Here is a 19,275-nt window from a genome sequence, read left to right as displayed (position 1 = left end):
CTCGGTCAGACCGGCTGAAGGACGAAGTGCGCCTCCAGGCTGGTATCCTTGGCGCTCCGCATCACGGGACGTAGAAAGACGGTTTTGAATTCGCCGCTGTCATAGGCGAGGTGACCATGCGGTTGGCCGAAGATGGGAACGATCTGCGGCATCTCGAGACGAAACGCCCCGTTCTTGTCGGTGAGCGTGGCGCCATGACTCTGCGGCTCGTGCTCCCGCCCTTCGGTGGTGTGCGCCCAGATCTGGATGCGCTGCCCGGCAAGCGGAGCTCCGTCGCCTGCGCGGCGCACGGTGCCACTCATCCAGAAGCCACCCTTGCCGATTCGATCCACTGTCGGCGCGCCCGCGCGGTAGTTGTTGGACCCGCCCGGCATCGAAGGGGTCGGCGCGAGGCCTTGCGCGCGCGCTGGCGACAGGAGCCCGGAAACCCCGGTTGCGAGGATCGAGCCGCCTGCGGCGAGGAGGTTGCGGCGGTTGAGTACAACAGTAGTCATGCGACAACTCCTCCTGGCGACCGTGCAGTTGCTGCGGCGAGGATACAACAACAAGCGCGACACGCCCAGTTGAGGGAGGCGACGGCACTGTAGGCTCGCAATAACAGTGTTGTGAACGGTGTGCAGCGGCTCTCCACCAGCCTCGTTCACAAGGCATACTCGGGAGCGTCCGCGCGGCGTTGATCACACGGAGTGATAAAATGATACTCAATCCGGATCATGTTACGATCGCAGTGGCCGACGCCGGCCCGGCGATCGAGTTCTTCGCGCTCCTTGGCTTCAGAAAGGCTCATGTCGCAACGATCGATGGTGGCGTTCCCGCCCGGTACATGGGCATACCGCGCATGAAGGCGCAGCACATTACCCTCGCACTCGAAGGAGCCTATCATTTCGAGATCCAGCTGCTTCAGTTCGACCCGCCCCCCGGGACCGATCCGGGTGCACACCCGACGAACCTGCGAAAACGGGGCTTCAATCACCTCGCGTTCCGCGTCGACGACATTGAGGCGGCCACGGCGTACCTCGTGGCCAACGGCGTAACCGTGCTGAGCGACGAGATGGACTACATCAGCCGAAAGCTGCGGCTCTTCGAGGGGCCCGAGGGCATCACCGTCGAGTTGGTACAGCGCGACGACTGAGACTAGTAGCGGCGGTTACCGACGGAGAACGACGAGGCGCCGGGCAGCGAATTGATCTCGCTGTCGATCCGACCCGTCTGCTGGACGACGCCGACCCCGAGCGACAGGCTGAGATTTGACGTCGGCTGGAATTCGACGCCGGCATACGCGCTCGAGACGGGCAGCGTGCCGGACTTGGAGTCGAACGGCGCGAACGCGCTGCTGCCGATGCCGGCATTGTATTTCAGCGTGTCGAAACCGGCAAAGAAAGTGACAGGCAGGCCGCCGCCGTTCTTCAGGCTGTAGCCGAACTGCACGCCTTCGCTGTAGATCGAACCGAAACCGCCAAACGCACTTTGGCTCAGGCCGCTGAAGCCCATGCTGTTGCGCTGGCTGCCGACAAAAAAGCCGTTCGAAAAATTGTAGCGCGCGTAAGAAGAGCCGTTTCCGACGTCGCGGAAATCGAAGCTCGGAAAGCTGCCGTAAGCGTTCGGGCTCTCGCCCGCATCGCCGCTGAATCCCATCGGCCAGCCCGGGATCCAGTAATTCACCGGCGAGGCTTGGGCGTTAGCCGTGCGCCCGCCGAGGCACAGCATCGCCACGACCAAAGCGAAACCTAATCTGCGTGAGAACATCGACATCCGCGCGACCACCAACTGTGTCACGATTATACGCAGCGGAGATCGGGAACGCCAGAGCGACGCGATGGCGCGGTTCCATCAGTTCGCGCCATCGCTTCAAGAATCGCAGGCCGCCTTGTTGCGGTCCAATTCCCTGGGAGTCGGACTGCAAAATTGAGCGCGTCGTTACGCCGCCTTGGTCGTGAGCTTCGCCTCCATCGGCAGCCCCTCCTCGATCGGCAACGCAGGATCGCGCGACCATTCGTTCCAGGAGCCGAAATACATCCGCACATCCTTCACGCCGGCGTTCTTCAATGCGAGGAACGTGTTCGAGGCACGCGCGCCCTTGAAGCAGTAGAGATAGACCGGCGTACTCTCTGTGATGCCAACGGTGGCGCATTCCGCCAGGATTTCGTTCTTGGACTTGAAGCGCGGCCCCTCCGCGGTCGGCTTCATCATCCGATACCATTCCAGCCACACCGCGCCGGGGATGCGGCCCTTGCGCGGGCAGAAATCCTTGCCGTACGGCGACGAGCTTTCGCCGATCCACTCGTCGATGTCGCGGACGTCGAGCAGCGCGATGCCGGGCTTGCCGACGGCCGCCAGCATGGTCTTGGCGTCGATCAGGATGTCACCCGCCTCCGGCACGACCGTGAACGATGCCTTCACCGGCGACGGCACGTCCGTGGTCACCGGCAAGCCCGCCGCCGCCCAGGCGTCGTAACCGCCATGCAGCACCTTGACCTTGGGATAGCCGAGCATGGTGAGGAGATAGTAGCCGCGGCACGATTGGCCGAAGCCGGAATTCATCGACTGCTCGTAGATGACGGCGGTTTCCTTGCCGGACAAACCAGCGGCGCCGAACGCGTCGGCGAATTTGGTCTTCAGCTCGTGGATGCCTTCCGGCGTCGAGGTCGCCAGATACGTGAAGATCTCGTGGACATTGACGGCGCCGGGGAGATGCCCCGCGCCGTAGGCTTCGGGATTGCGGGTGTCGATGACGACACACGGCTCCTGCTTGAGGAATTCCGCGAGTTCGCCGGCAGTAATCAGAACGTCCGTCATGGCAGGCCTCTCCTGTTTGTGTGGCTGGTTGGGGTCGATCGAAAATCAGTGCTCGTCACCAGCCAGCATCTTGCGGAGCTGCTTGGTGGCGGGGGTGACGATCGCGACGAAATAGGCTTCGCGCAGCCTGCGCTGGGCGCGGTGGCTCTTGAGGTAGCCGCGCGCGCCGCAATGAAGCATCGCCGCATGCGCGGCCGCGACGCTGGCGTCGCCAAGCCGCAAGCGAAGCGCCACGACGCGGCGCCAGTAGCTGTCGTCGGCATTGTAGGGATCACTCGCCAGCGCCATGGCCTCCTTTTCGAACTCGGCATGCAGTTCGCGAAACTGTGTAGGCTGTTGCGGCAGATAGCGGTTGATATGCCTCAATGGCGCCTCGACCTCGTCCATGATCTCGATGCAATCCTTGATCAGGCCGAGCGCCATGCCGGTCTGCAGCAGAATGAAGCCGGCGCGGATCTTTTTTACGAAGGGCCCCGCAGACTCGGCGAGGATCAGTTCATCCGGCACGAACACGTCGCGGAACTGCACGCCATAGGTGCCGGTGCCGTCCATCGCGAGAAAAGGTTTGCATGGCTGCAGCGTGATCGCGGGATCGGAACAGTCGGCGAGAAACATCACGATGCCCGGCCCGCCTTTTGCGGTGCCGCCGCCCTCTTCACGCTCGAAGATGGTGCCGAAGAAATGATCGGGGCCGAGGTTCGACACCCAGGGCAGCGCGCCGCGCACGACATAGCCGCCCTCGACCTTGCGCCCCTTCAGTTTCAGCCGTTCGATGCCGAAAAAACTCTTCATCGGGTTGGAGAGCCCGGTGCCGCCGAGCACCCGTCCGCTCGAAAAACCGTCGCCGAAGCGCCGTGCAAGCTTCAGATTGGTGGAGTTCGCGGCATACCAGACCAGCGTGTTCTGGCACCAGGCCATGAACGCCGTGGCGCCGCAGATCTCCCCGATCGCGGCGATCGACTGGATGGCGCACCGCAGGTCGGCCGGTCCCTCCTGTGGGACATGGCTGCCCCACGCGCCGATCTCACCGAAACGGCGCAGCAGCGCGTCCGGATAGGCGGTGCCGGCATCGATCGCCGGCGCAAGCGGCGCCAGCTCACGGCGAGCGAGGCTCGCGACCTCGTCGACAATCGTGGGAGCGGGTTGATCTGCAACTTCGATCCGCGACAAAGCTAGTGATTCCATGATCTCCCGCTCCCCTCTTGCACGCGTCGCGTTACGTTAGATGCCGACCTCGAGATTGACGGGCCGCGTAAAGGTGTTGGCGACCGGCGACCACTTCTTGACGTGGGTGACCAGTGCGTCGATCTCGGCTTTCGAAATGCCCTCGCATTCCATGTCGACCTTGACGCGCACGTCCGTGAAGCCGACCGGCTTCTCGCTGACGTCGCCGGTACCCCAGACGGCGGTGATGTTGAGGTCGCCCTCGAGTTCGAGCTCGAGCTTGTTGACGATCCAGCCGCGGTGCACGGCGTTGGCGTGCAGGCCGACGGCGAGGCAGGAGCCGAGTGCGGCGAGCGAGGCTTCAGAGGGATTGGGCGCGGTGTCGTCGCCCAGAAGCCCCGGCGGCTCGTCGACGATATAGGGCGCGAGATTGCGGATGTAGTTGGCGTGGCGAAACTTGCCCTCCGCCACCGTCTTGCACTTCAAGGTCTTGATGACCTTCGGGTTGGCCTTGCCGTTGGCGATGAGCTGCTCGAGCCCGCCTTTATCGATCGGGGCCAGGCAGCCCGTGAGCACCGTTTTTTGAGCAACCGCAGTCATCTTTTTTCTCTCCCTTGGGTAGGATACCGAACGTTCTGTTTCCTGCATTAAGCGTGCCAGATGGAGCCGGAAACAAAAGACGAAGCGTTGGAGGGCCTTAGCGTTAGCTGCCTGCGGATTGATCAGCACCGCCCTGCACAAGGCCGATGCAATCGCTGCCTCGCCGCGATTATTTTGAGCGCATGGGAGATGCGACTTGATGATTTCGGCGCGCTCCGATTAACTGGCGCGCATGGGCAAATCAGTTTCCAAGCGGAAGGCTGTCGCGGCATCAGCCGCAGGGGATGAAGAATCCGCGCGCGGCCGCCTGCTCAGCGCCGCGACGCACCTGTTCTGCAAGAACGGCATCAACGCTACCGGCATCGATGCCATCATCGACGAGGCCGGCACCGCCAAGACCACGCTCTACAAGCTGTTCGGATCGAAGACCAACCTCGTCAACGCCGTGCTGGAGAGCGAAGGCAAGGCGTGGCGCGAATGGTTCATCGGCGCGATGGAGGATGGCGGCGGTGACGCACAGGCGAAGCTGAAGCGGATCTTTCCGGCGCTGAAGCGCTGGTTCGCCGAGGAACGCTTCTATGGCTGTCCCTTCATCAACGCGGTCGCCGAGCACGACAAACACCAAAAACAGTTCCGCAACATCGCGCTGCGCCACAAGAAGGTGGTGCTGGCGCATATTGAAAAACTCGCCGGTGAAATGGGCGCGGCCGAGCCGCAGGTGCTCGCGCATCAACTCGCGTTGCTGATCGACGGCGCCATCGTCGCCGCCATGGTCTCACGCGATCCCTCCGTCGCCGATACCGCAGGCCTCGCCGCGGGCAATCTGTTCGGGCCTTCCAGGATGAAGAAGCCGAAACGGGCCGGCAGTTCCGCCGAACTGGTCGCCGTCTGACGGCCGCTAGAGCGACGCGAAAACCGCGGGACCGAACACCAGAAACAGGCCGCCGGATGCGATCAGGGCGACGCCAGCGGCACGGCTCAGCCATTGGCTGCGCGGCAGCAGTTTCTCGATGGCGACATAGATCGCGACAGCGGCGACCCAGGCGAGGTTCATGACGCCGGCGACGAAAAGCAGCGCCATCAGAAACCAGCAGCAGCCGACGCAATAACCGCCGTGCCGAAAGCCCATGCGCAGCGCGCCCATCGCGCCCCGTTGCCAGTATCGCGCGAGGAACAATATCGGGCTCTGGCAGTAGCGCAGGCAGGCGCGCTTGATCGGCGTCAACTGATAGAGTCCGGCGGCAAGCAGGATGATCCCGGCGAGAAAATGGCTGGTGCTCGCCATCATGCCGGACAGCAACCCGGCCTGGTCGAGCCCCCATTGCACGGCAACTGCAACGAGGCTGAACCCTGCCCAGATCACGAGATAGCCGGCGAGGAACAACCAGCTTGAGATGACGGGGCTGTCCGTCGTTGCCTGCCTGCGCTTGATCGCCGTGAACAGCAGGATCGTCGGCGCAGCGCTCGGCACCATCATGGCAACCATCATCACCCACCACATCGCGAACATGAGCCCGGCCTGCGCCAGCGACCACGGCTCAGGGTCCATCGGCATGTCGGCCATGCTCATGTCGATGCCGGCGCCGGCCAACAGATAGCCCCAGGAGAACGCAACCACGGTGGCTATTCCGATCGCCACGATCAGGCGATCGTGCCGCAGGGTCTGCTCGAGCGTCCAGGTCCCCGTCATGAATCCGCTCCCGATGCCGGAACGGCAGAGTTGGATTCGGGTGCCGCGCTAGCTAGGCCGCGACGCCGTCCGGCGTCTGGATCACGTTGGCGAGCGAACTATGCGTGCCCTTGGTGTCGAACTTGATGGCGCCGGTCGAGCGGATGTTGGCCGAGGCGACCTCGGCAGCGCGGTGCTCGAATCCCTCCGGCATCACGACCTGGATGCGGTGAGGCTCTCCGGTCACCGGATTCTTGATCGGCTCGACCTCGGTCTCCAGCACACCCTTCGCCACGACGCGCGCAACGCGACCATTCTTGTCGAACGAGAACTCGAAGGGCACGAACAGTGGATCGTGAATCTTGGTGACGATCAGGCTGAGGATCTGGAACAGCGTGCCCTCGGCGGAGAACTTGCCCGACATGATGTTGAACAGCGCTTCGCGCTGCTCGGGCGTGGCGCGCTCGTCGACGATCGGCTGCAGCTGGCCATTGCCTTCATGCAGTGCGCCGGGAAAATCAACGGTGGCTGCGAAGACGAGGCCGTCGAGCTTGGTCCTCTCGAAATGTCCCTTGGTGATCCGCATGCCGACCATGCCCTTGCAATAGCCTTGGGTCGGCAGGGCATTGAAATCGCACGGACAGCCGAATGCGCAGGTGCAGTTCTTGATCCATTCGCCTTCGAGACGCCAGTCGGATGTAGCCATGGCAGACCTCCGCGTTGCGTTGTCGATTGGAAGGGCGAGCTTACTCCGTTTGTGCCGGCGGGGACAGCGATCGTAGCTACGGCTTCATTGCGGATCGCGCAGCATGGCTTCGAGCCGTCCGAGTTCCGTCGCCAGATCGCGCTCGACGTCGGCGACGTGCATCTCGATCACGCGATAGTCGCGCGCCTCCAGCCACGCCTTCCGCATGGCGCGGTCGGCGACGATCGCCTCCGACTCGTTCGGGTTGACCAGTTCGATCGCGAGCCGATGCACGAAGGAAACGAAATCGGGAATGTGGCGACCGACCGGCGTCTGGCGCTTGAACTGGCCAGCGAAACGACGGTCGCGCGTCAGCGCCTGCCACAGGATCCGTTCGGCATCGGTCGGGTTCCGGCGAAGCAGCCGGGCGAGCCCGCGCACAGTCGAGCTGTCACCGGGCGCCGCCGGCCCCTGCCCGTGCTCGGCCAGAAGCGCCCGCAGCCGTGTCGCCTGTTCGCCATCGAGCACGCCGCCCTTGGCCGGCCCCTTGCGCCCTTCGGCGATCGCCATCACCACACCGTGCAGCGTGTGCATGTCCTGCTTGGTCGGGTCCATGCGCGTAAAAATGTTGCGGAGGTTCACCAGCATGGTGTCCCGCTTCTCGCGCGGGCGGAGGAATTCGACCTTGTCGAGTTCCCGGACCAGATTGTCGAAGAAGGCCTGCATCTGGTGCTGCGAGGCCGGCTCGGAACGCTCCGGCATCGCGAACGGCAGCGCGCCGCCGGTCGAATGCTTGAACCACTCATAGCCGATCAGGAGCACCGCCTGCGCCAAATTGAGCGAGGCAAAGCCCGGATTGACCGGAAAGGTGATGATCCGGTTGGCGAGCGCCACCTCCTCGTTCTGCAGGCCATAGCGCTCGCGGCCAAAGAGAATGCCGGCCCCGCCGCCGGTTCCGATATGCGCCACGATCTCGCGGGCCGCCTCGGTCGGTTCGACCACCGGCTTGGCCTGGTCATGGGCGCGGGCGGTGGTGGCGAACAGGAGCGAGAGATCGGCGACCGCCTGCTCCACTGTGTCGAACAGCTCGGCCTGTTCCAGAATCTGGTCGGCGCCGGCCGCCGCCCGCTGCGCCGCGATGTTCGGCCAGCCGTCGCGCGGATTGACGATTCTGAGTCGCGACAGCGCGAAATTGCCCATCGCGCGCGCGGCCATGCCGATATTCTCGCCGAGCTGCGGCTCGACGAGGATCACAATTGGTCCGGCTAAATCCAAACCAGCCTTGGTTTTATCGGTGCCGGACATTTCTCGACTTCACCTTCTCATTCAACCTCCGAAGTTGATTCAACCTCTGAAGGTTTTGAATCACCGCGACAGATTCGTTTCGGATGGCGGCCCAATTCGCGAGCCCGTTGCGCGGCTTACTAACCTCTCTGCGCGCTCGCTCAAAGTCTCAAGGAGGCATGATCCCCGCGCGGCCGCTTGCGCGCATTAGACTTTCGGCTAGGCTAACAATCACAAACAAAGCGAAGCTGCAAACAATCCCGAGCGCCGGTTCAACGGCGAAGGGCATCAGGGGAGACGTCGATGCGCGGCAGGTGGTCGTTGGCGATTGTCGGCGTGGTCCTGATCCTGGCGGGCGGCCTGCTCGCCCATTTCACCCAGACTGCCGGCGGTATCCGGATCGAGGATGTCCGCTTCAAGGGCGCCAAGGGCAACACCATGAGTGGGTTGCTCTACATCCCGCCGAACGCCACGCCGCAGATCCCCGCTCCCGGCATCCTCGCCGTCCACGGCTATATCAATTCGCGCGAGACCCAGGATGGCTTTGCCATCGAGTTCGCCCGCCGTGGCTACGTTGTGCTCGCGCTCGACCAGACCGGCCACGGCTACAGCGACCCGCCCGCTTTCGCGAACGGCTTCGGCGGCCCCGATGGGCTCGCTTATCTGCGCAGCCTCGAAATCGTCGATAAGAACAATATCGGGCTCGAGGGCCACTCGATGGGCGGCTGGACCGTGCTGGCGGCGGCGACCGCGATGCCTGATGGCTACAAATCGATGGTGCTGGAGGGCTCCTCGACCGGCAAGCCGTTCGCCGCCGAGGGCACGACCACCTGGCCACGCAACGTGGCGCTGGTGTTCGCAAAGTATGAGGAATTTTCCACCCTGATGTGGGGCGTCGATCTTGCCCGCGACGTCACCCAGAGCCCGAAACTGTGGGCCCTGTTCGGCACCCAGGGGCCGGTCGAGCCGGGCAAGGTCTATGGCGACATCGCGCAAGGCACCGCCCGCGTACTGCATACCCCCGCCATCACCCATCCGGCCGAGCACATTTCGCACGAGGCCATCGGCTACAGCCTCGACTGGTTCGCGAAGACCCTGCAGGGCGGCACACACCGCCCGGTGGACGACCAGATCTGGTTCCGCAAGGAGATCGGAACGCTGATCGCACTGCTCGGCTTCGTGGCGCTCCTGATCGGCGCCTTCGATGGGCTATTGGAGGCGCCGATGTATTCCCGCCTGCGGCTGCCGGAGATTGCCGATGGCACAATGCCGGAACATGTCGCCGCGAGCGGCCGGCGCTGGACCGCCGCCTTCATCCTTTCAGCCTTCATTCCGGCGCTGACCTATTACCCGGCGTTTGCGCTGGGCGGGACGTTCGTAAAACCCTCCGCTTTGCTGCCGCAGGGCATCACCAATCAGATCCTGGTCTGGGCCGTCATCAACGGCCTGATCACGCTCGCCCTGATGCGGTTCGCGCCCAAGCGCGCCAGCCGGTCGGGCACTGTCCTGCCGTCGCTCGTGATCGCCATCGCCACGGTGGCGATCGGCTACGCGGCGCTGTGGCTTGCCGACCTCGCGTTCAAGATCGACTTCCGGTTCTGGATCGTCGCGGTGAAGCTGATGAGCGCGAAGCAGTTTTTGATCTTCCTGATCTATCTGGTCCCATTCACGGCGTTTTTCGTCATTGCGCTGCATGTCCTGCATCGCAATTTCTCGACCATGGCAGCTCCCCGCGGGGCGCTGTACCTGACCAATATCTTCGCAATGACTCTGGGCTTCATCGTCCTCGTCGGGCTGCAATACAGCCTCCTGTGGCTCGGCGGAAAGCTGTTCAACCCGCTGCCCGACCCCGGCTTCGTGCCGCTCTCGACCATCGTTGCCATCCAGTTCGTCCCGCTCCTGGCGATCTGCGCCGTGATCGCGACCTTCACCTGGCGGCGGACCGGCTCCAGCCTGCCCGGCGCCCTGATCTGCGGCATATTCGTGACCTGGTACGTGGTGGCGGGGACGGCGACCCAGGCGGCAATTTAAAGCGTTTTCAAGCGAAGCCTGCCCCGGACTTTGATCCGGGGTGGGACCCGGTTGGCGTCAAGAAAACGCGTCAAAACAAGAAGTCCTAAAGGATGGGCTGAAACTGCATAACAGCTTGGCTTCCGCCGGCCGGTTTGCGGTGCTATAGGCCCCCTATAATCACCCATCCCGCCCGAAACACGCGGTTTTCCGAGAAAAGGCCCCTTCCGTCATGGCAAAAATCAAGGTGTCCAACCCCGTCGTCGAACTCGATGGCGACGAGATGACCCGGATCATCTGGCAGTACATCAAGGACAAGCTGATCACCCCGTTCCTGGATGTCGAGCTGTTGTATTTTGACCTCGGAATGGAGTACCGCGACCAGACCAACGACCAGGTCACCATCGATGCCGCCAACGCCATCAAGAAGGTCGGCGTCGGCGTCAAATGCGCCACCATCACCCCGGACGAGGCCCGGGTGAAGGAATTCAACCTGAAGGAAATGTGGAAGTCGCCGAACGGCACCATCCGCAACATCCTCGGCGGCGTCATCTTCCGCGAGCCGATCATCTGCAAGAACGTGCCGCGCCTGGTTCCCGGCTGGACCAAGCCGATCATCATCGGCCGCCATGCCTATGGCGACCAGTACCGTGCCACCGACATCAAGTTCCCCGGCAAGGGCACGCTGACCCTGAAGTTCGTCGGCGAGGACGGCACCGTCATCGAGAAGGAAGTGTTCAAGACCCCGGGCTCCGGCGTCGCGATGCAGATGTACAACCTCGATGACTCCATCATCGACTTCGCCCGCGCCTCGTTCAATTACGGCCTGATGCGGAATTACCCGGTCTATCTTTCGACCAAGAACACCATCCTCAAGGTCTATGACGGCCGCTTCAAGGACATCTTCCAGGACATCTACGACCGCGAGTTCAAGAAGGAATTCGAGGCCAAGCGCCTCACCTACGAACACCGCCTGATCGACGACATGGTCGCCTCGGCGCTGAAGTGGTCGGGCGGCTATGTCTGGGCCTGCAAGAACTACGACGGCGACGTGCAGTCGGACACGGTCGCGCAGGGCTACGGCTCGCTCGGCCTGATGACCTCGGTGCTGCTGACGCCCGACGGCAAGACCGTGGAAGCCGAAGCCGCCCACGGCACGGTGACCCGTCACTACCGCGAGCACCAGAAGGGCAAGGAGACCTCGACCAACTCGATCGCGTCGATCTTCGCCTGGACCCGTGGCCTCGCCCACCGCGCCAAGCTCGACAACAACCCGCAGCTGGCAAAATTCGCCGACACGCTGGAAAAGGTCTGCGTCGCGACCGTCGAGGAAGGCTACATGACCAAGGACCTCGCGCTCCTGGTCGGCGCCGACCAGCGCTGGCTGTCGACGACCGGCTTCCTCGACAAGGTCGCCGCCAACCTCGAGAAGGCGATGGCGGCCTAAGCCGCCCTTCGCAACTCCCTCCCCATCATTTGCGAGGGGCAGTGCGACGAAGCAATCCATGTCTCCGCCCGGAGCACCATGGATTGCTCGGAGCCTGTCGTCGGGCGCGGATTCGCGCGGCCCGTTGGCTCGCAATGATCAAGAACCAACAACGGAGCATTATAACCGTGTCGTTTTCCAAGAGCGCCGTGCTGAGCGCCATCATGCTGACCGGGTCGCTTGTTACCGCGACCGCCCAGAAAGCGCTTCCCGAGGCCATCGCAGCGCCGGGCGAAACCGCTATTCTCACGCTGCATGCCGAAGGCGCGCAGGTCTACGAATGCAAGAGCGGCGGCGACGGCACACTCACCTGGGCGTTTCGCGAGCCGATCGCGACGCTTTTCCAGGATGGCAAGACGGTCGGCCGGCACTATGCCGGGCCGAACTGGGAACTCAGCGACGGCAGCGTGGTGGTCGCCCAGGTCGCCGGCACGGCCCCGGGCATGGTCGCGAACGACATTCCCTTGCTGAAGCTCACAGTGACTTCCCGGCGCGGCAACGGTGTTCTCAGTCCGGCGACGACGGTGCAGCGGATCAACACGGCGGGGGGAAGGCTCACCGGCGCCTGCTACAAGGCGGGCACCTATGAAAGCGTCCCCTACTCGGCCGATTACGTGTTCCTGCGCAAGGGCTGAACGCCTCTCCTCATGGCCGGGCAATGACCTATCAGCGTCATTGCGAGTCAACGGGTCGCGCGAATGCGCGCCCGATGACAGGCTCCGCGAAGCAATCCATTTCGCCGCAAGCGGCAGCATGGATTGCTTTGCGCTATCGCTAACCCATCGCCACCTTGCCGTCTCCGTGCTCGCGTCCGTCGAGCCAAAGCGTGCCGAGCGCGAACGCCAGCCAGCCAAAATTGTAGAGGAAACCAATGATCAGAACGACCCAGCCGGGAATCGGTCCGACCGCAGCGCGATCGACGAATTCCGCCAGGGTCGACGCAGGCGTCGGGTGGATCGCGATCTTGCCGTAATAGGCAATCACCTGAACGGCGAGAATCCAGACGTAGTTGCGACGCAGCCGCCGCCCGGCCGCGCGGATAAACGAAATGTGGTGGCGGGGCGCGGTATAGTCGCGCCCGAGCGTCACCTGCCAGCTATCGTCGCGGGCTTCGCCGGTGAATATCGGCGCGTAGAAATTCATCTCCATCCACCGGGCGCGGGCGCGCCAGACATTGAAGTAGCGATAGCGTCGCGCCTCCATGCCGAGAAACACGGCAATGAGCAGGCCGACGAGCAGGAGCGGCAGCGGCGAAGCCTCCGGGCTCGAAAAGGTCGTCGACAGCGCGATGCCCATGGTGACGATCGCCCAGTTGGTCGTGTTGTCGAGCCGCGTTCTCCAGATCGTCGAACGGTAGACCTCGCCCCGGTAAAGATGAGCGATGGCGCCCATTTCAGCAGAATCGAAGATGTGCTGGCGGTGTGTTTCGCTGGAAGCCGTGACAGACATGGCGGGACTCCGGTTGTCGAACCGGGGATCACCGGCATTGACCGCGAGAATCCACGTCATCAACGCCGATCAACCCATCCGGAATTGTGACGGCGCAACTATGCGCGCCCTGAGGCCGAATTGCCAGCAACAGATGGGGTCGCGCAACTCAAGCGTTGTTGAGGAAGCGGCCTGGTCAGGTCGCGCAGCGCAGTGAAATAGCGCGATGTGTCAACAGCGGTCCTTCCGCATGGCAGTTCACGACTTGAAACGTCCTCTTCGGCCGTCTGAAGGAGGGCGATATCGCACATGGTCGATCAGGGCGCGCAGCTTGGGCGAAAGATTTCGACGATCCGCGAAATAGAGGAAGAAGCCGCTGAAGGGCGGGCAGTACGCCTCCAGAAGCGGCACCAACTCCCCTCGCCCAATGTACGGCCTGAACGTCTCTTCCATGCCGAATGTCAGGCCGCCTCCGGCACACGCAGTCCTTACCATGACCCACATGTCATTCGTCGTGATCCTGGGATTTACCGCGACGTCAAATTCGCGGCCGTCTTCCTCAAACTCCCAGCGATAGGGAGCCGTCTCTGGAGCCGGACGCCAGCCAATGCAGCAGTGCTGCGAAAGCTCGGTCGGATGCGATGGCGTACCGAAACGCTCCAGATAAGACGGTGCGGCCACGACCATCTGGCGCTGATCGCCCGAGACTGGCACGGCAATCATGTCCTGCGCGATCACTTCGCCGAGGCGAACGCCGGCGTCGTACCCCTCGGCTACGATATCGAACTCCTCGTCGGTCACGGTGATATCGATCTGCACACCAGGATGAGCGTGCATAAAACTCGCAAGCAGCGGTCCGCAGATGAACCGCTCGGCGATCGAGGAAACGGCGAGCCGCAGCTGCCCGGTCGGCTTGGCATCCCGATCTTGTGCGGTATCGAGCGCGAGTTCGACTTCTGCAATGGCTGGTGCGACGCGCTGGTGCAGTTTCACGCCGGCCTCGGTGAGCCTGACGCTGCGCGTCGTCCGCTGGACGAGCGCCACGCCCATCCGATCTTCCATTCGGCGAATGGCCTGGCTCACCGCGGGCCGGGTTACGCCCAGTCGTTCAGCAGCGCCGCGAAAGCTCTTCGCTTCTGCGACTGCCAGGAAAACCGAAACAAGGTTCAGATCTACCGCCATTGGTTAGCCAAACTTACCAAGCCGGTCACGATTGGACAAATTGTTTCACATATGGCGCGATCGTATGTGTGCCCGACAGAAAGTTGGAGGCACCGACAATGACGTCTCTTGACCACTACCGTCTGCTCGGCCGGTCCGGCCTGCGGATATCTCCCATCGCGCTGGGCACGATGACCTTTGGTCAGGATTGGGGCTGGGGCGCCGATGCAGGCGAAGCGCGTCGGATCTTCGATCTCTACGTCGATCGCGGCGGCAACTTCGTCGATACGGCCGTGAACTACACCGACGGCGCCGCCGAGCGCCTCCTCGGCGAGTTCATCGCGGACAAGCGCGATCGTATCGTGCTCGCGACCAAATTCACCATGGCGCGCGAGCCGGGCAACCCGAACTCAGGCGGCAACCACCGGCTCAATATGCTGCGTTCGGTGGAGCAGAGCCTGCGGCAGCTCAACACCGACTGCATCGAGCTGTTCTATCTGCACGGTTGGGATATGACCACGCAATCCAACGAAGTAATGCGGGGGCTCGATGATCTCGTGCGTTCGGGCAAGATCCAATATGCCGGCATCTGCAATACGCCGGCCTGGCGTATCTCCCAGATGCAGACAATCGCCGATCTCCGCGGCTGGTCCCCGTTCGTGGCGCTGCAGATCGAGTACAGCCTGGTCGAGCGCACCGTTGAGCACGAGCTCATTCCGATGGCCGCCGCGCTCGGCATGGGCGTGCTGCCCTGGTCGCCGCTCGGCGGCGGCATATTGACCGGCAAGTACGCCCGGTCCGATGTCGCGGAGTCGCGCGACGCAAGCATCTCATCGACACGCAAGGGTGTCATTGCGTCGTCCGGCCATCTCAATGAGCGGTCGATCGGAATTGCGGATGTCGTGCGCGCCGTAGCCGAAGAGATCGGCGCGACCCCGTCCCAGGTGGCGATCGCCTGGACGCTCATGAATCCTGCAGTCACGTCGCCCATCATCGGTGCCCGCACATTTTCCCAAGCCGCCGACAATCTCGGCGCCCTCGGCGTCGCGCTTTCGCCTGAACATGTCGATCGGCTCAATCAGGCGAGCGCGCCCGATCCGATCTTTCCCGCGCGCTTCGTCGGCCGCCCCATGGTTCAGCAGCTCATCTTCGGCGGCGCATCCGTCGCCCTGCGGGATTGAACGTAAGCCAACTCAATGCATCGGCGACAGGCGTGCCGGCAATGCACGCATCACCTCTGCTGAAGAAGGAAGTAGATCAGAAAGGAGAAATTCATGAGAGCCATGACCAATCGCGCACTCGCATGGTGCATGTGCGCCGCAATGTTTACCGTTTCCAGCCTGACCACGGCTGCTACCTGCGGTCAGTCGAGCGCGTCCGAAGATAACAACAAGCAAATAATCACCGAAGCCTTTCATCGCTGGGCGGCGGGCGGAACGTCCTTCTTCAACGACGTGCTCGCCGAAAATGTCGCCTGGACGATCAAGGGATCGAGCCCAGGTGCCGGTGTGTTCCAGGGCCGCGAGACCTTCCTTGAGGCCATCCGTCCCTTCGCGACGAGATTATCCACGCCGGTCCGCCCGACAGCATTCCAGGTCTTTGCCGATGGCGACCATGTGGTCGCTCGCTGGGAAGGAAGCGGCGTCGCCCGCGACGGCAGGGATTACACAAACAGCTACGCCTGGATCTTCCGCATGCAAGGCGGAAAGGCAGCGGAGGTGACGGCCTTTCTCGATCTCGCCCCATACGAGGATGTCCTGCGCCGCGTTCCCGCGCCTCAATAGCACCCGCCCATCATTGGAGCATGACGAGATGAAGCGTCGACCCCTCACCGTACGTGCCCTGATGCTGGTATCGCTCCATGTCACCGGACTGTCGATTGCTTTCGCTTCAAGCGAAGTCTCAACAGGCAGCAAGACCGAAGAACGGTCCATGGGGAATGAAATGGCGCAACACGCCTACGTTGGCATGTGGGTGACCGATGACGGCCGCATTCGCCATGAGCTTCTTCCGAACGGTCGTTACGACGAAGCCCGCGGCAGCCGCGAGAGCGCCTATCAAGGCCGCTATGAGATCAAGGGCAACCACATCGACTATTGGGACGACACCGGATTTACCGCTGACGGCAGGTTCGTCGACGAGGATACGCTCCATCACGGCGGAATGATCTTCCGTCGCCGGTAAAGTCGGCTCCTGCCGGCACGATCTCGCTTCAAGCGCCGGCGATTGCCTGCTCGATCGCGGACAGCGCCGCATTGGCCTTGGCGCCATCAGGACCGCCCGCCTGCGCCATGTCGGGCCGGCCGCCGCCGCCCTTGCCGCCGAGCGCTTCGGAGCCCTTGCGCACCAGCTCAACCGCGTTGAAGCGCGTGGTGAGATCGGCGGTGACGCCGACGACGATGCCGGCCTTGCCGTCCTCGGTGACGCCGACGATCGCAACGACGCCGGAGCCGATCTGCTTCTTGCCGTCATCGACCAGACTCTTGAGATCCTTGGTCTCGACGCCCTCGACCGCGCGGGCCAGGAGCTTGACGCCGCCGGCTTCGCGCACGCCGCCGGCTGCGCCGCCGCCATTGGTCGCGCCGCCGCCCATCGCTAGCTTCTTGCGCGCATCCGACAGGTCACGCTCGAGCTTCTTGCGCTCTTCCATCAGTGCTGCGATGCGGGCCGGCATTTCGTCTACTGACGTACGCAGCTCGGACGCCGCATTCTTGGCGAGCGCCATCGTATCATTGGCATGCTTGCGCGCGTGACGCCCGGTCAGCGCCTCGATGCGGCGCACGCCGGAGGCCACCGCGCTTTCGCTGGTGACCGAGATCAGGCCGATGTCGCCGGTGCGGCGCACATGGGTGCCGCCGCACAGTTCGACCGACCAGCCGAGCGCATTCTGGCCCTGCTCGCGCGGGCCCTTGCCCATCGAGACCACGCGGACCTCGTCGCCGTATTTCTCGCCGAACAGCGCGCGCGCACCGGCCTCGCGGGCGTCATCCACCGCCATGATGCGGGTGGTGACCTCGTCGTTTTCGAGCACGACCTCGTTGGCGATGTCCTCGACGCGGGCGAGCTCTTCCGCCGTGATCGGCTTCGGATGCACGAAGTCGAAGCGCAGCCGGTCCGGCGCCACCAGCGAGCCGCGCTGGGCGATGTGATCGCCGAGCACCTGGCGCAGCGCCTCGTGCAAAAGATGCGTCGCCGAGTGATGGGCGCGGATCGACGAGCGCCGGCCGTGGTCCACTTCGAGCTGCAGCGGCGTGCCGACCTTCAGCGTGCCCTGCTCTACCGTGCCGATGTGCACGAACAGATCGCCGGCCTTCTTCTGCGTGTCCGTGACGCGGAACTTGACGCCCTCGCTTGTCAACAGGCCGATGTCGCCGACCTGACCGCCGGACTCCGCATAAAACGGCGTCTGGTTCAGCACGATTGCGCCGGTCTCGCCCGTCTTCAGGCCGTCGATCTCCTTGCCATCCTTCACCAGCGCCGTCACCACGCCCTCGGCACTCTCGGTGTCGTAGCCGAGGAATTCGGTCGCGCCGAGCTTTTCGCGCAACGGGAACCAGACCGATTCATCCGCGGCTTCGCCCGAGCCGGCCCACGACGCGCGTGCCTTGACGCGCTGCCGCTCCATCGCGTCCGAAAACGCCGCCTGATCCACGCTGATGCCGCGCGACTTCAGTGCGTCCTGCGTCAGGTCGAGCGGGAAGCCATAGGTGTCGTACAGCGTGAACGCGGTGTCGCCGTCGAACATGTCGCCCTTCTTCAGGCCACTGCTCTTCTCGTCGAGGATCGACAGGCCACGCTCCAGCGTCTTGCGGAAGCGGGTCTCTTCCAGCCGCAGCGTCTCCTCGATCAGCCGCTCGGCGCGCACCAGATCCGGGTAGGCCTGGCCCATCTCGCGGACCAGCGCCCAGACCAGGCGATGCATCAGCGGCTCCTTCGCGCCGAGCAACTGCGCATGACGCATCGCGCGCCGCATGATCCGGCGCAGCACATAGCCGCGGCCCTCGTTCGACGGCAGCACGCCGTCGGCAATCAGGAACGACGACGCCCGCAGATGGTCGGCAATGACGCGGAACGACGCGATGTTGTCCTTCCCGGGACCGTGCCCAAGCGCCGAGCCCGTCGCGTCGATCAGGTTGCGGAACAGGTCTGTCTCGAACACGCTTTCGACGCCCTGCAGGATGCAGGCCATGCGCTCCAGCCCCATGCCGGTGTCGATCGAGGGACGCGGCAGCGGCACCCGCTCCTCCTTCGTCACCTGGTCGAACTGCATGAACACCAGATTCCAGAATTCGAGGAAGCGGTCGCCGTCCTCCTCCGGGCTGCCGGGAGGTCCGCCCCAGATATGTTCGCCGCGATCGATGAAGATCTCGGAGCACGGACCGCACGGACCGGTATCGCCCGCCGCCCAGAAATTGTCCGAGGTCGCGATGCGGATGATGCGGTCGTCCGAGAAGCCGGCGATCTTCTTCCAGTAGCCCGCTGCCTCATCGTCGTCGTGGTAGATGGTGACGAGCAGCTTGTCCTTCTTCAGCCCGAAATCCTTGGTGACCAGGTTCCAGGCGAGCTCGATCGCACGCTCCTTGAAGTAGTCGCCGAAGGAGAAGTTGCCGAGCATCTCGAAGAAGGTGAGATGGCGCGCGGTATAGCCGACATTGTCGAGGTCGTTGTGCTTGCCGCCGGCGCGCACGCATTTCTGCGCGGTGGTGGCGCGCTGATAGGAACGCTTCTCGATCCCCGTGAAGACGTTCTTGAACTGCACCATGCCGGCCGCCGTGAACATCAGCGTCGGATCGTTGCGCGGCACCAGCGGCGACGAGGCCACGATCTCGTGGCCGTTCTCCTTGAAGAAGTTCAGAAAGGTCGACCTGATGTCGTTGACGCTGCTCATGTTCATCCAATCGGGCAAAGGGCCGGATCAGGCGGCAACCAGCCTTTTAACCTTCCGGCGGAACGCTTTTAGACAAGGCGGCCTGCGGTGTCCAGAAACTGTGC

19 protein-coding genes are annotated in these 19,275 nt (G+C 63.5%); 8 read left to right on the top strand and 11 right to left on the bottom strand.

All coding sequences use genetic code 11. From position 1 onward, the window contains the following. Positions 1 to 5: 5 nt before the first annotated feature. Positions 6 to 494, bottom strand: a complete 489-nt coding sequence (locus tag LMTR21_RS15195) for a peptidase associated/transthyretin-like domain-containing protein (RefSeq protein ID WP_065750277.1) — start codon at positions 492 to 494, stop codon at positions 6 to 8. Positions 495 to 694: 200 nt separating this feature from the next. On the opposite strand from LMTR21_RS15195, the gene LMTR21_RS15190 reads away from it, so the two are divergent. Further along, positions 695 to 1,132 carry a VOC family protein gene (locus tag LMTR21_RS15190; protein WP_065750276.1) on the top strand — a complete coding sequence of 146 codons (438 nt, stop codon included), beginning with the start codon at positions 695 to 697 and terminating at the stop codon, positions 1,130 to 1,132. 2 nt (positions 1,133 to 1,134) lie between these two features. Here LMTR21_RS15190 and LMTR21_RS15185 read toward each other — a convergent pair whose 3' ends face one another. From LMTR21_RS15185 to LMTR21_RS15170, 4 genes are all read right to left on the bottom strand, one after another. After that, positions 1,135 to 1,752 carry a hypothetical protein gene (locus LMTR21_RS15185; RefSeq protein ID WP_065750397.1) on the bottom strand — a complete coding sequence of 206 codons (618 nt, stop codon included), beginning with the start codon at positions 1,750 to 1,752 and terminating at the stop codon, positions 1,135 to 1,137. A gap of 165 nt (positions 1,753 to 1,917) precedes the next feature. Then, positions 1,918 to 2,796 (bottom strand): sulfurtransferase, encoded by an 879-nt coding sequence (locus LMTR21_RS15180; protein ID WP_065750275.1) that lies wholly within the window; start codon positions 2,794 to 2,796, stop codon positions 1,918 to 1,920. Positions 2,797 to 2,841: 45 nt separating this feature from the next. Continuing rightward, positions 2,842 to 3,981 carry an acyl-CoA dehydrogenase family protein gene (locus LMTR21_RS15175; RefSeq protein WP_065750274.1) on the bottom strand — a complete coding sequence of 380 codons (1,140 nt, stop codon included), beginning with the start codon at positions 3,979 to 3,981 and terminating at the stop codon, positions 2,842 to 2,844. 36 nt (positions 3,982 to 4,017) lie between these two features. After that, on the bottom strand, positions 4,018 to 4,560 hold the full coding sequence (locus tag LMTR21_RS15170) for an OsmC family protein (protein WP_057860096.1): 543 nt from the start codon (positions 4,558 to 4,560) through the stop codon (positions 4,018 to 4,020). 232 nt (positions 4,561 to 4,792) lie between these two features. Here LMTR21_RS15170 and LMTR21_RS15165 point away from each other — a divergent pair, with 232 nt between their 5' ends. Continuing rightward, positions 4,793 to 5,452 carry a TetR/AcrR family transcriptional regulator gene (locus LMTR21_RS15165; protein WP_065750273.1) on the top strand — a complete coding sequence of 220 codons (660 nt, stop codon included), beginning with the start codon at positions 4,793 to 4,795 and terminating at the stop codon, positions 5,450 to 5,452. Between the two features lie 6 nt (positions 5,453 to 5,458). Here the strand turns inward: LMTR21_RS15165 and LMTR21_RS15160 are convergent, their stop codons facing one another. The 3 genes from LMTR21_RS15160 to LMTR21_RS15150 all read right to left on the bottom strand — a co-directional run bounded on the left by LMTR21_RS15160 (position 5,459) and on the right by LMTR21_RS15150 (position 8,219). Next, positions 5,459 to 6,250: a DUF2182 domain-containing protein gene (locus LMTR21_RS15160; protein ID WP_065750272.1), complete on the bottom strand. Its 792-nt coding sequence runs from the start codon at positions 6,248 to 6,250 to the stop codon at positions 5,459 to 5,461. Positions 6,251 to 6,302: 52 nt separating this feature from the next. Beyond that, the gene (locus LMTR21_RS15155; RefSeq protein ID WP_065750271.1) at positions 6,303 to 6,935 is read right to left on the bottom strand and encodes a DUF1326 domain-containing protein; all 633 of its coding nucleotides are present in this window, start codon (positions 6,933 to 6,935) and stop codon (positions 6,303 to 6,305) included. Positions 6,936 to 7,019: 84 nt separating this feature from the next. After that, positions 7,020 to 8,219 (bottom strand): TrmJ/YjtD family RNA methyltransferase, encoded by a 1,200-nt coding sequence (locus LMTR21_RS15150; RefSeq protein ID WP_065750270.1) that lies wholly within the window; start codon positions 8,217 to 8,219, stop codon positions 7,020 to 7,022. 282 nt (positions 8,220 to 8,501) lie between these two features. Between LMTR21_RS15150 and LMTR21_RS15145 the strand changes: the two genes are divergently transcribed. From LMTR21_RS15145 to LMTR21_RS15135, 3 genes are all read left to right on the top strand, one after another. Beyond that, the gene (locus tag LMTR21_RS15145) at positions 8,502 to 10,229 is read left to right on the top strand and encodes an alpha/beta hydrolase family protein (RefSeq protein WP_065750269.1); all 1,728 of its coding nucleotides are present in this window, start codon (positions 8,502 to 8,504) and stop codon (positions 10,227 to 10,229) included. Between the two features lie 211 nt (positions 10,230 to 10,440). Beyond that, on the top strand, positions 10,441 to 11,655 hold the full coding sequence (locus tag LMTR21_RS15140; protein WP_065750268.1) for an NADP-dependent isocitrate dehydrogenase: 1,215 nt from the start codon (positions 10,441 to 10,443) through the stop codon (positions 11,653 to 11,655). A 203-nt stretch (positions 11,656 to 11,858) separates the two neighbouring features. Continuing rightward, positions 11,859 to 12,329 carry a DUF3455 domain-containing protein gene (locus tag LMTR21_RS15135; RefSeq protein WP_141688056.1) on the top strand — a complete coding sequence of 157 codons (471 nt, stop codon included), beginning with the start codon at positions 11,859 to 11,861 and terminating at the stop codon, positions 12,327 to 12,329. Between the two features lie 139 nt (positions 12,330 to 12,468). Here LMTR21_RS15135 and LMTR21_RS15130 read toward each other — a convergent pair whose 3' ends face one another. Both LMTR21_RS15130 and LMTR21_RS15125 read right to left on the bottom strand, forming a co-directional pair. Then, positions 12,469 to 13,143, bottom strand: a complete 675-nt coding sequence (locus LMTR21_RS15130) for a DUF2270 domain-containing protein (RefSeq protein ID WP_065750396.1) — start codon at positions 13,141 to 13,143, stop codon at positions 12,469 to 12,471. Between the two features lie 237 nt (positions 13,144 to 13,380). Continuing rightward, complete coding sequence (locus LMTR21_RS15125; RefSeq protein WP_065750266.1) at positions 13,381 to 14,304, bottom strand: LysR family transcriptional regulator; 924 nt, start codon at positions 14,302 to 14,304, stop codon at positions 13,381 to 13,383. 98 nt (positions 14,305 to 14,402) lie between these two features. Here LMTR21_RS15125 and LMTR21_RS15120 point away from each other — a divergent pair, with 98 nt between their 5' ends. From LMTR21_RS15120 to LMTR21_RS40560, 3 genes are all read left to right on the top strand, one after another. Continuing rightward, on the top strand, positions 14,403 to 15,464 hold the full coding sequence (locus tag LMTR21_RS15120; protein WP_065750265.1) for an aldo/keto reductase: 1,062 nt from the start codon (positions 14,403 to 14,405) through the stop codon (positions 15,462 to 15,464). A gap of 93 nt (positions 15,465 to 15,557) precedes the next feature. Further along, positions 15,558 to 16,067, top strand: a complete 510-nt coding sequence (locus tag LMTR21_RS15115) for a nuclear transport factor 2 family protein (RefSeq protein WP_065750264.1) — start codon at positions 15,558 to 15,560, stop codon at positions 16,065 to 16,067. Between the two features lie 61 nt (positions 16,068 to 16,128). Next, on the top strand, positions 16,129 to 16,467 hold the full coding sequence (locus tag LMTR21_RS40560; protein ID WP_246175534.1) for an Atu4866 domain-containing protein: 339 nt from the start codon (positions 16,129 to 16,131) through the stop codon (positions 16,465 to 16,467). A 28-nt stretch (positions 16,468 to 16,495) separates the two neighbouring features. On the opposite strand, the gene alaS is transcribed toward LMTR21_RS40560, so the two are convergent. Next, the gene (gene alaS / locus LMTR21_RS15105; RefSeq protein WP_065750394.1) at positions 16,496 to 19,171 is read right to left on the bottom strand and encodes an alanine--tRNA ligase; all 2,676 of its coding nucleotides are present in this window, start codon (positions 19,169 to 19,171) and stop codon (positions 16,496 to 16,498) included. Between the last annotated feature and the right edge of the window lie 104 nt (positions 19,172 to 19,275).

The sequence above is a fragment of the Bradyrhizobium paxllaeri genome (assembly GCF_001693515.2).
In the GTDB taxonomy this organism is placed as follows: Bacteria; Pseudomonadota; Alphaproteobacteria; order Rhizobiales; family Xanthobacteraceae; genus Bradyrhizobium; species Bradyrhizobium paxllaeri.
Note: the sequence above shows the minus strand (reverse complement) of the source record. Positions and strands in the feature narration are given on the sequence as shown.

What these genes read in the sequence shown, in the direction of transcription:
- LMTR21_RS15195 (WP_065750277.1), bottom strand. Translation starts at nt 494, where the DNA reads ATGACTACTGTTGTACTCAACCGCCGCAACCTCCTCGCCGCAGGCGGC.
- LMTR21_RS15190 (WP_065750276.1), top strand. Translation starts at nt 695, where the DNA reads ATGATACTCAATCCGGATCATGTTACGATCGCAGTGGCCGACGCCGGC.
- LMTR21_RS15185 (WP_065750397.1), bottom strand. Translation starts at nt 1,752, where the DNA reads ATGTCGATGTTCTCACGCAGATTAGGTTTCGCTTTGGTCGTGGCGATG.
- LMTR21_RS15180 (WP_065750275.1), bottom strand. Translation starts at nt 2,796, where the DNA reads ATGACGGACGTTCTGATTACTGCCGGCGAACTCGCGGAATTCCTCAAG.
- LMTR21_RS15175 (WP_065750274.1), bottom strand. Translation starts at nt 3,981, where the DNA reads ATGGAATCACTAGCTTTGTCGCGGATCGAAGTTGCAGATCAACCCGCT.
- LMTR21_RS15170 (WP_057860096.1), bottom strand. Translation starts at nt 4,560, where the DNA reads ATGACTGCGGTTGCTCAAAAAACGGTGCTCACGGGCTGCCTGGCCCCG.
- LMTR21_RS15165 (WP_065750273.1), top strand. Translation starts at nt 4,793, where the DNA reads ATGGGCAAATCAGTTTCCAAGCGGAAGGCTGTCGCGGCATCAGCCGCA.
- LMTR21_RS15160 (WP_065750272.1), bottom strand. Translation starts at nt 6,250, where the DNA reads ATGACGGGGACCTGGACGCTCGAGCAGACCCTGCGGCACGATCGCCTG.
- LMTR21_RS15155 (WP_065750271.1), bottom strand. Translation starts at nt 6,935, where the DNA reads ATGGCTACATCCGACTGGCGTCTCGAAGGCGAATGGATCAAGAACTGC.
- LMTR21_RS15150 (WP_065750270.1), bottom strand. Translation starts at nt 8,219, where the DNA reads ATGTCCGGCACCGATAAAACCAAGGCTGGTTTGGATTTAGCCGGACCA.
- LMTR21_RS15145 (WP_065750269.1), top strand. Translation starts at nt 8,502, where the DNA reads ATGCGCGGCAGGTGGTCGTTGGCGATTGTCGGCGTGGTCCTGATCCTG.
- LMTR21_RS15140 (WP_065750268.1), top strand. Translation starts at nt 10,441, where the DNA reads ATGGCAAAAATCAAGGTGTCCAACCCCGTCGTCGAACTCGATGGCGAC.
- LMTR21_RS15135 (WP_141688056.1), top strand. Translation starts at nt 11,859, where the DNA reads ATGCTGACCGGGTCGCTTGTTACCGCGACCGCCCAGAAAGCGCTTCCC.
- LMTR21_RS15130 (WP_065750396.1), bottom strand. Translation starts at nt 13,143, where the DNA reads ATGTCTGTCACGGCTTCCAGCGAAACACACCGCCAGCACATCTTCGAT.
- LMTR21_RS15125 (WP_065750266.1), bottom strand. Translation starts at nt 14,304, where the DNA reads ATGGCGGTAGATCTGAACCTTGTTTCGGTTTTCCTGGCAGTCGCAGAA.
- LMTR21_RS15120 (WP_065750265.1), top strand. Translation starts at nt 14,403, where the DNA reads ATGACGTCTCTTGACCACTACCGTCTGCTCGGCCGGTCCGGCCTGCGG.
- LMTR21_RS15115 (WP_065750264.1), top strand. Translation starts at nt 15,558, where the DNA reads ATGAGAGCCATGACCAATCGCGCACTCGCATGGTGCATGTGCGCCGCA.
- LMTR21_RS40560 (WP_246175534.1), top strand. Translation starts at nt 16,129, where the DNA reads ATGCTGGTATCGCTCCATGTCACCGGACTGTCGATTGCTTTCGCTTCA.
- alaS (WP_065750394.1), bottom strand. Translation starts at nt 19,171, where the DNA reads ATGAGCAGCGTCAACGACATCAGGTCGACCTTTCTGAACTTCTTCAAG.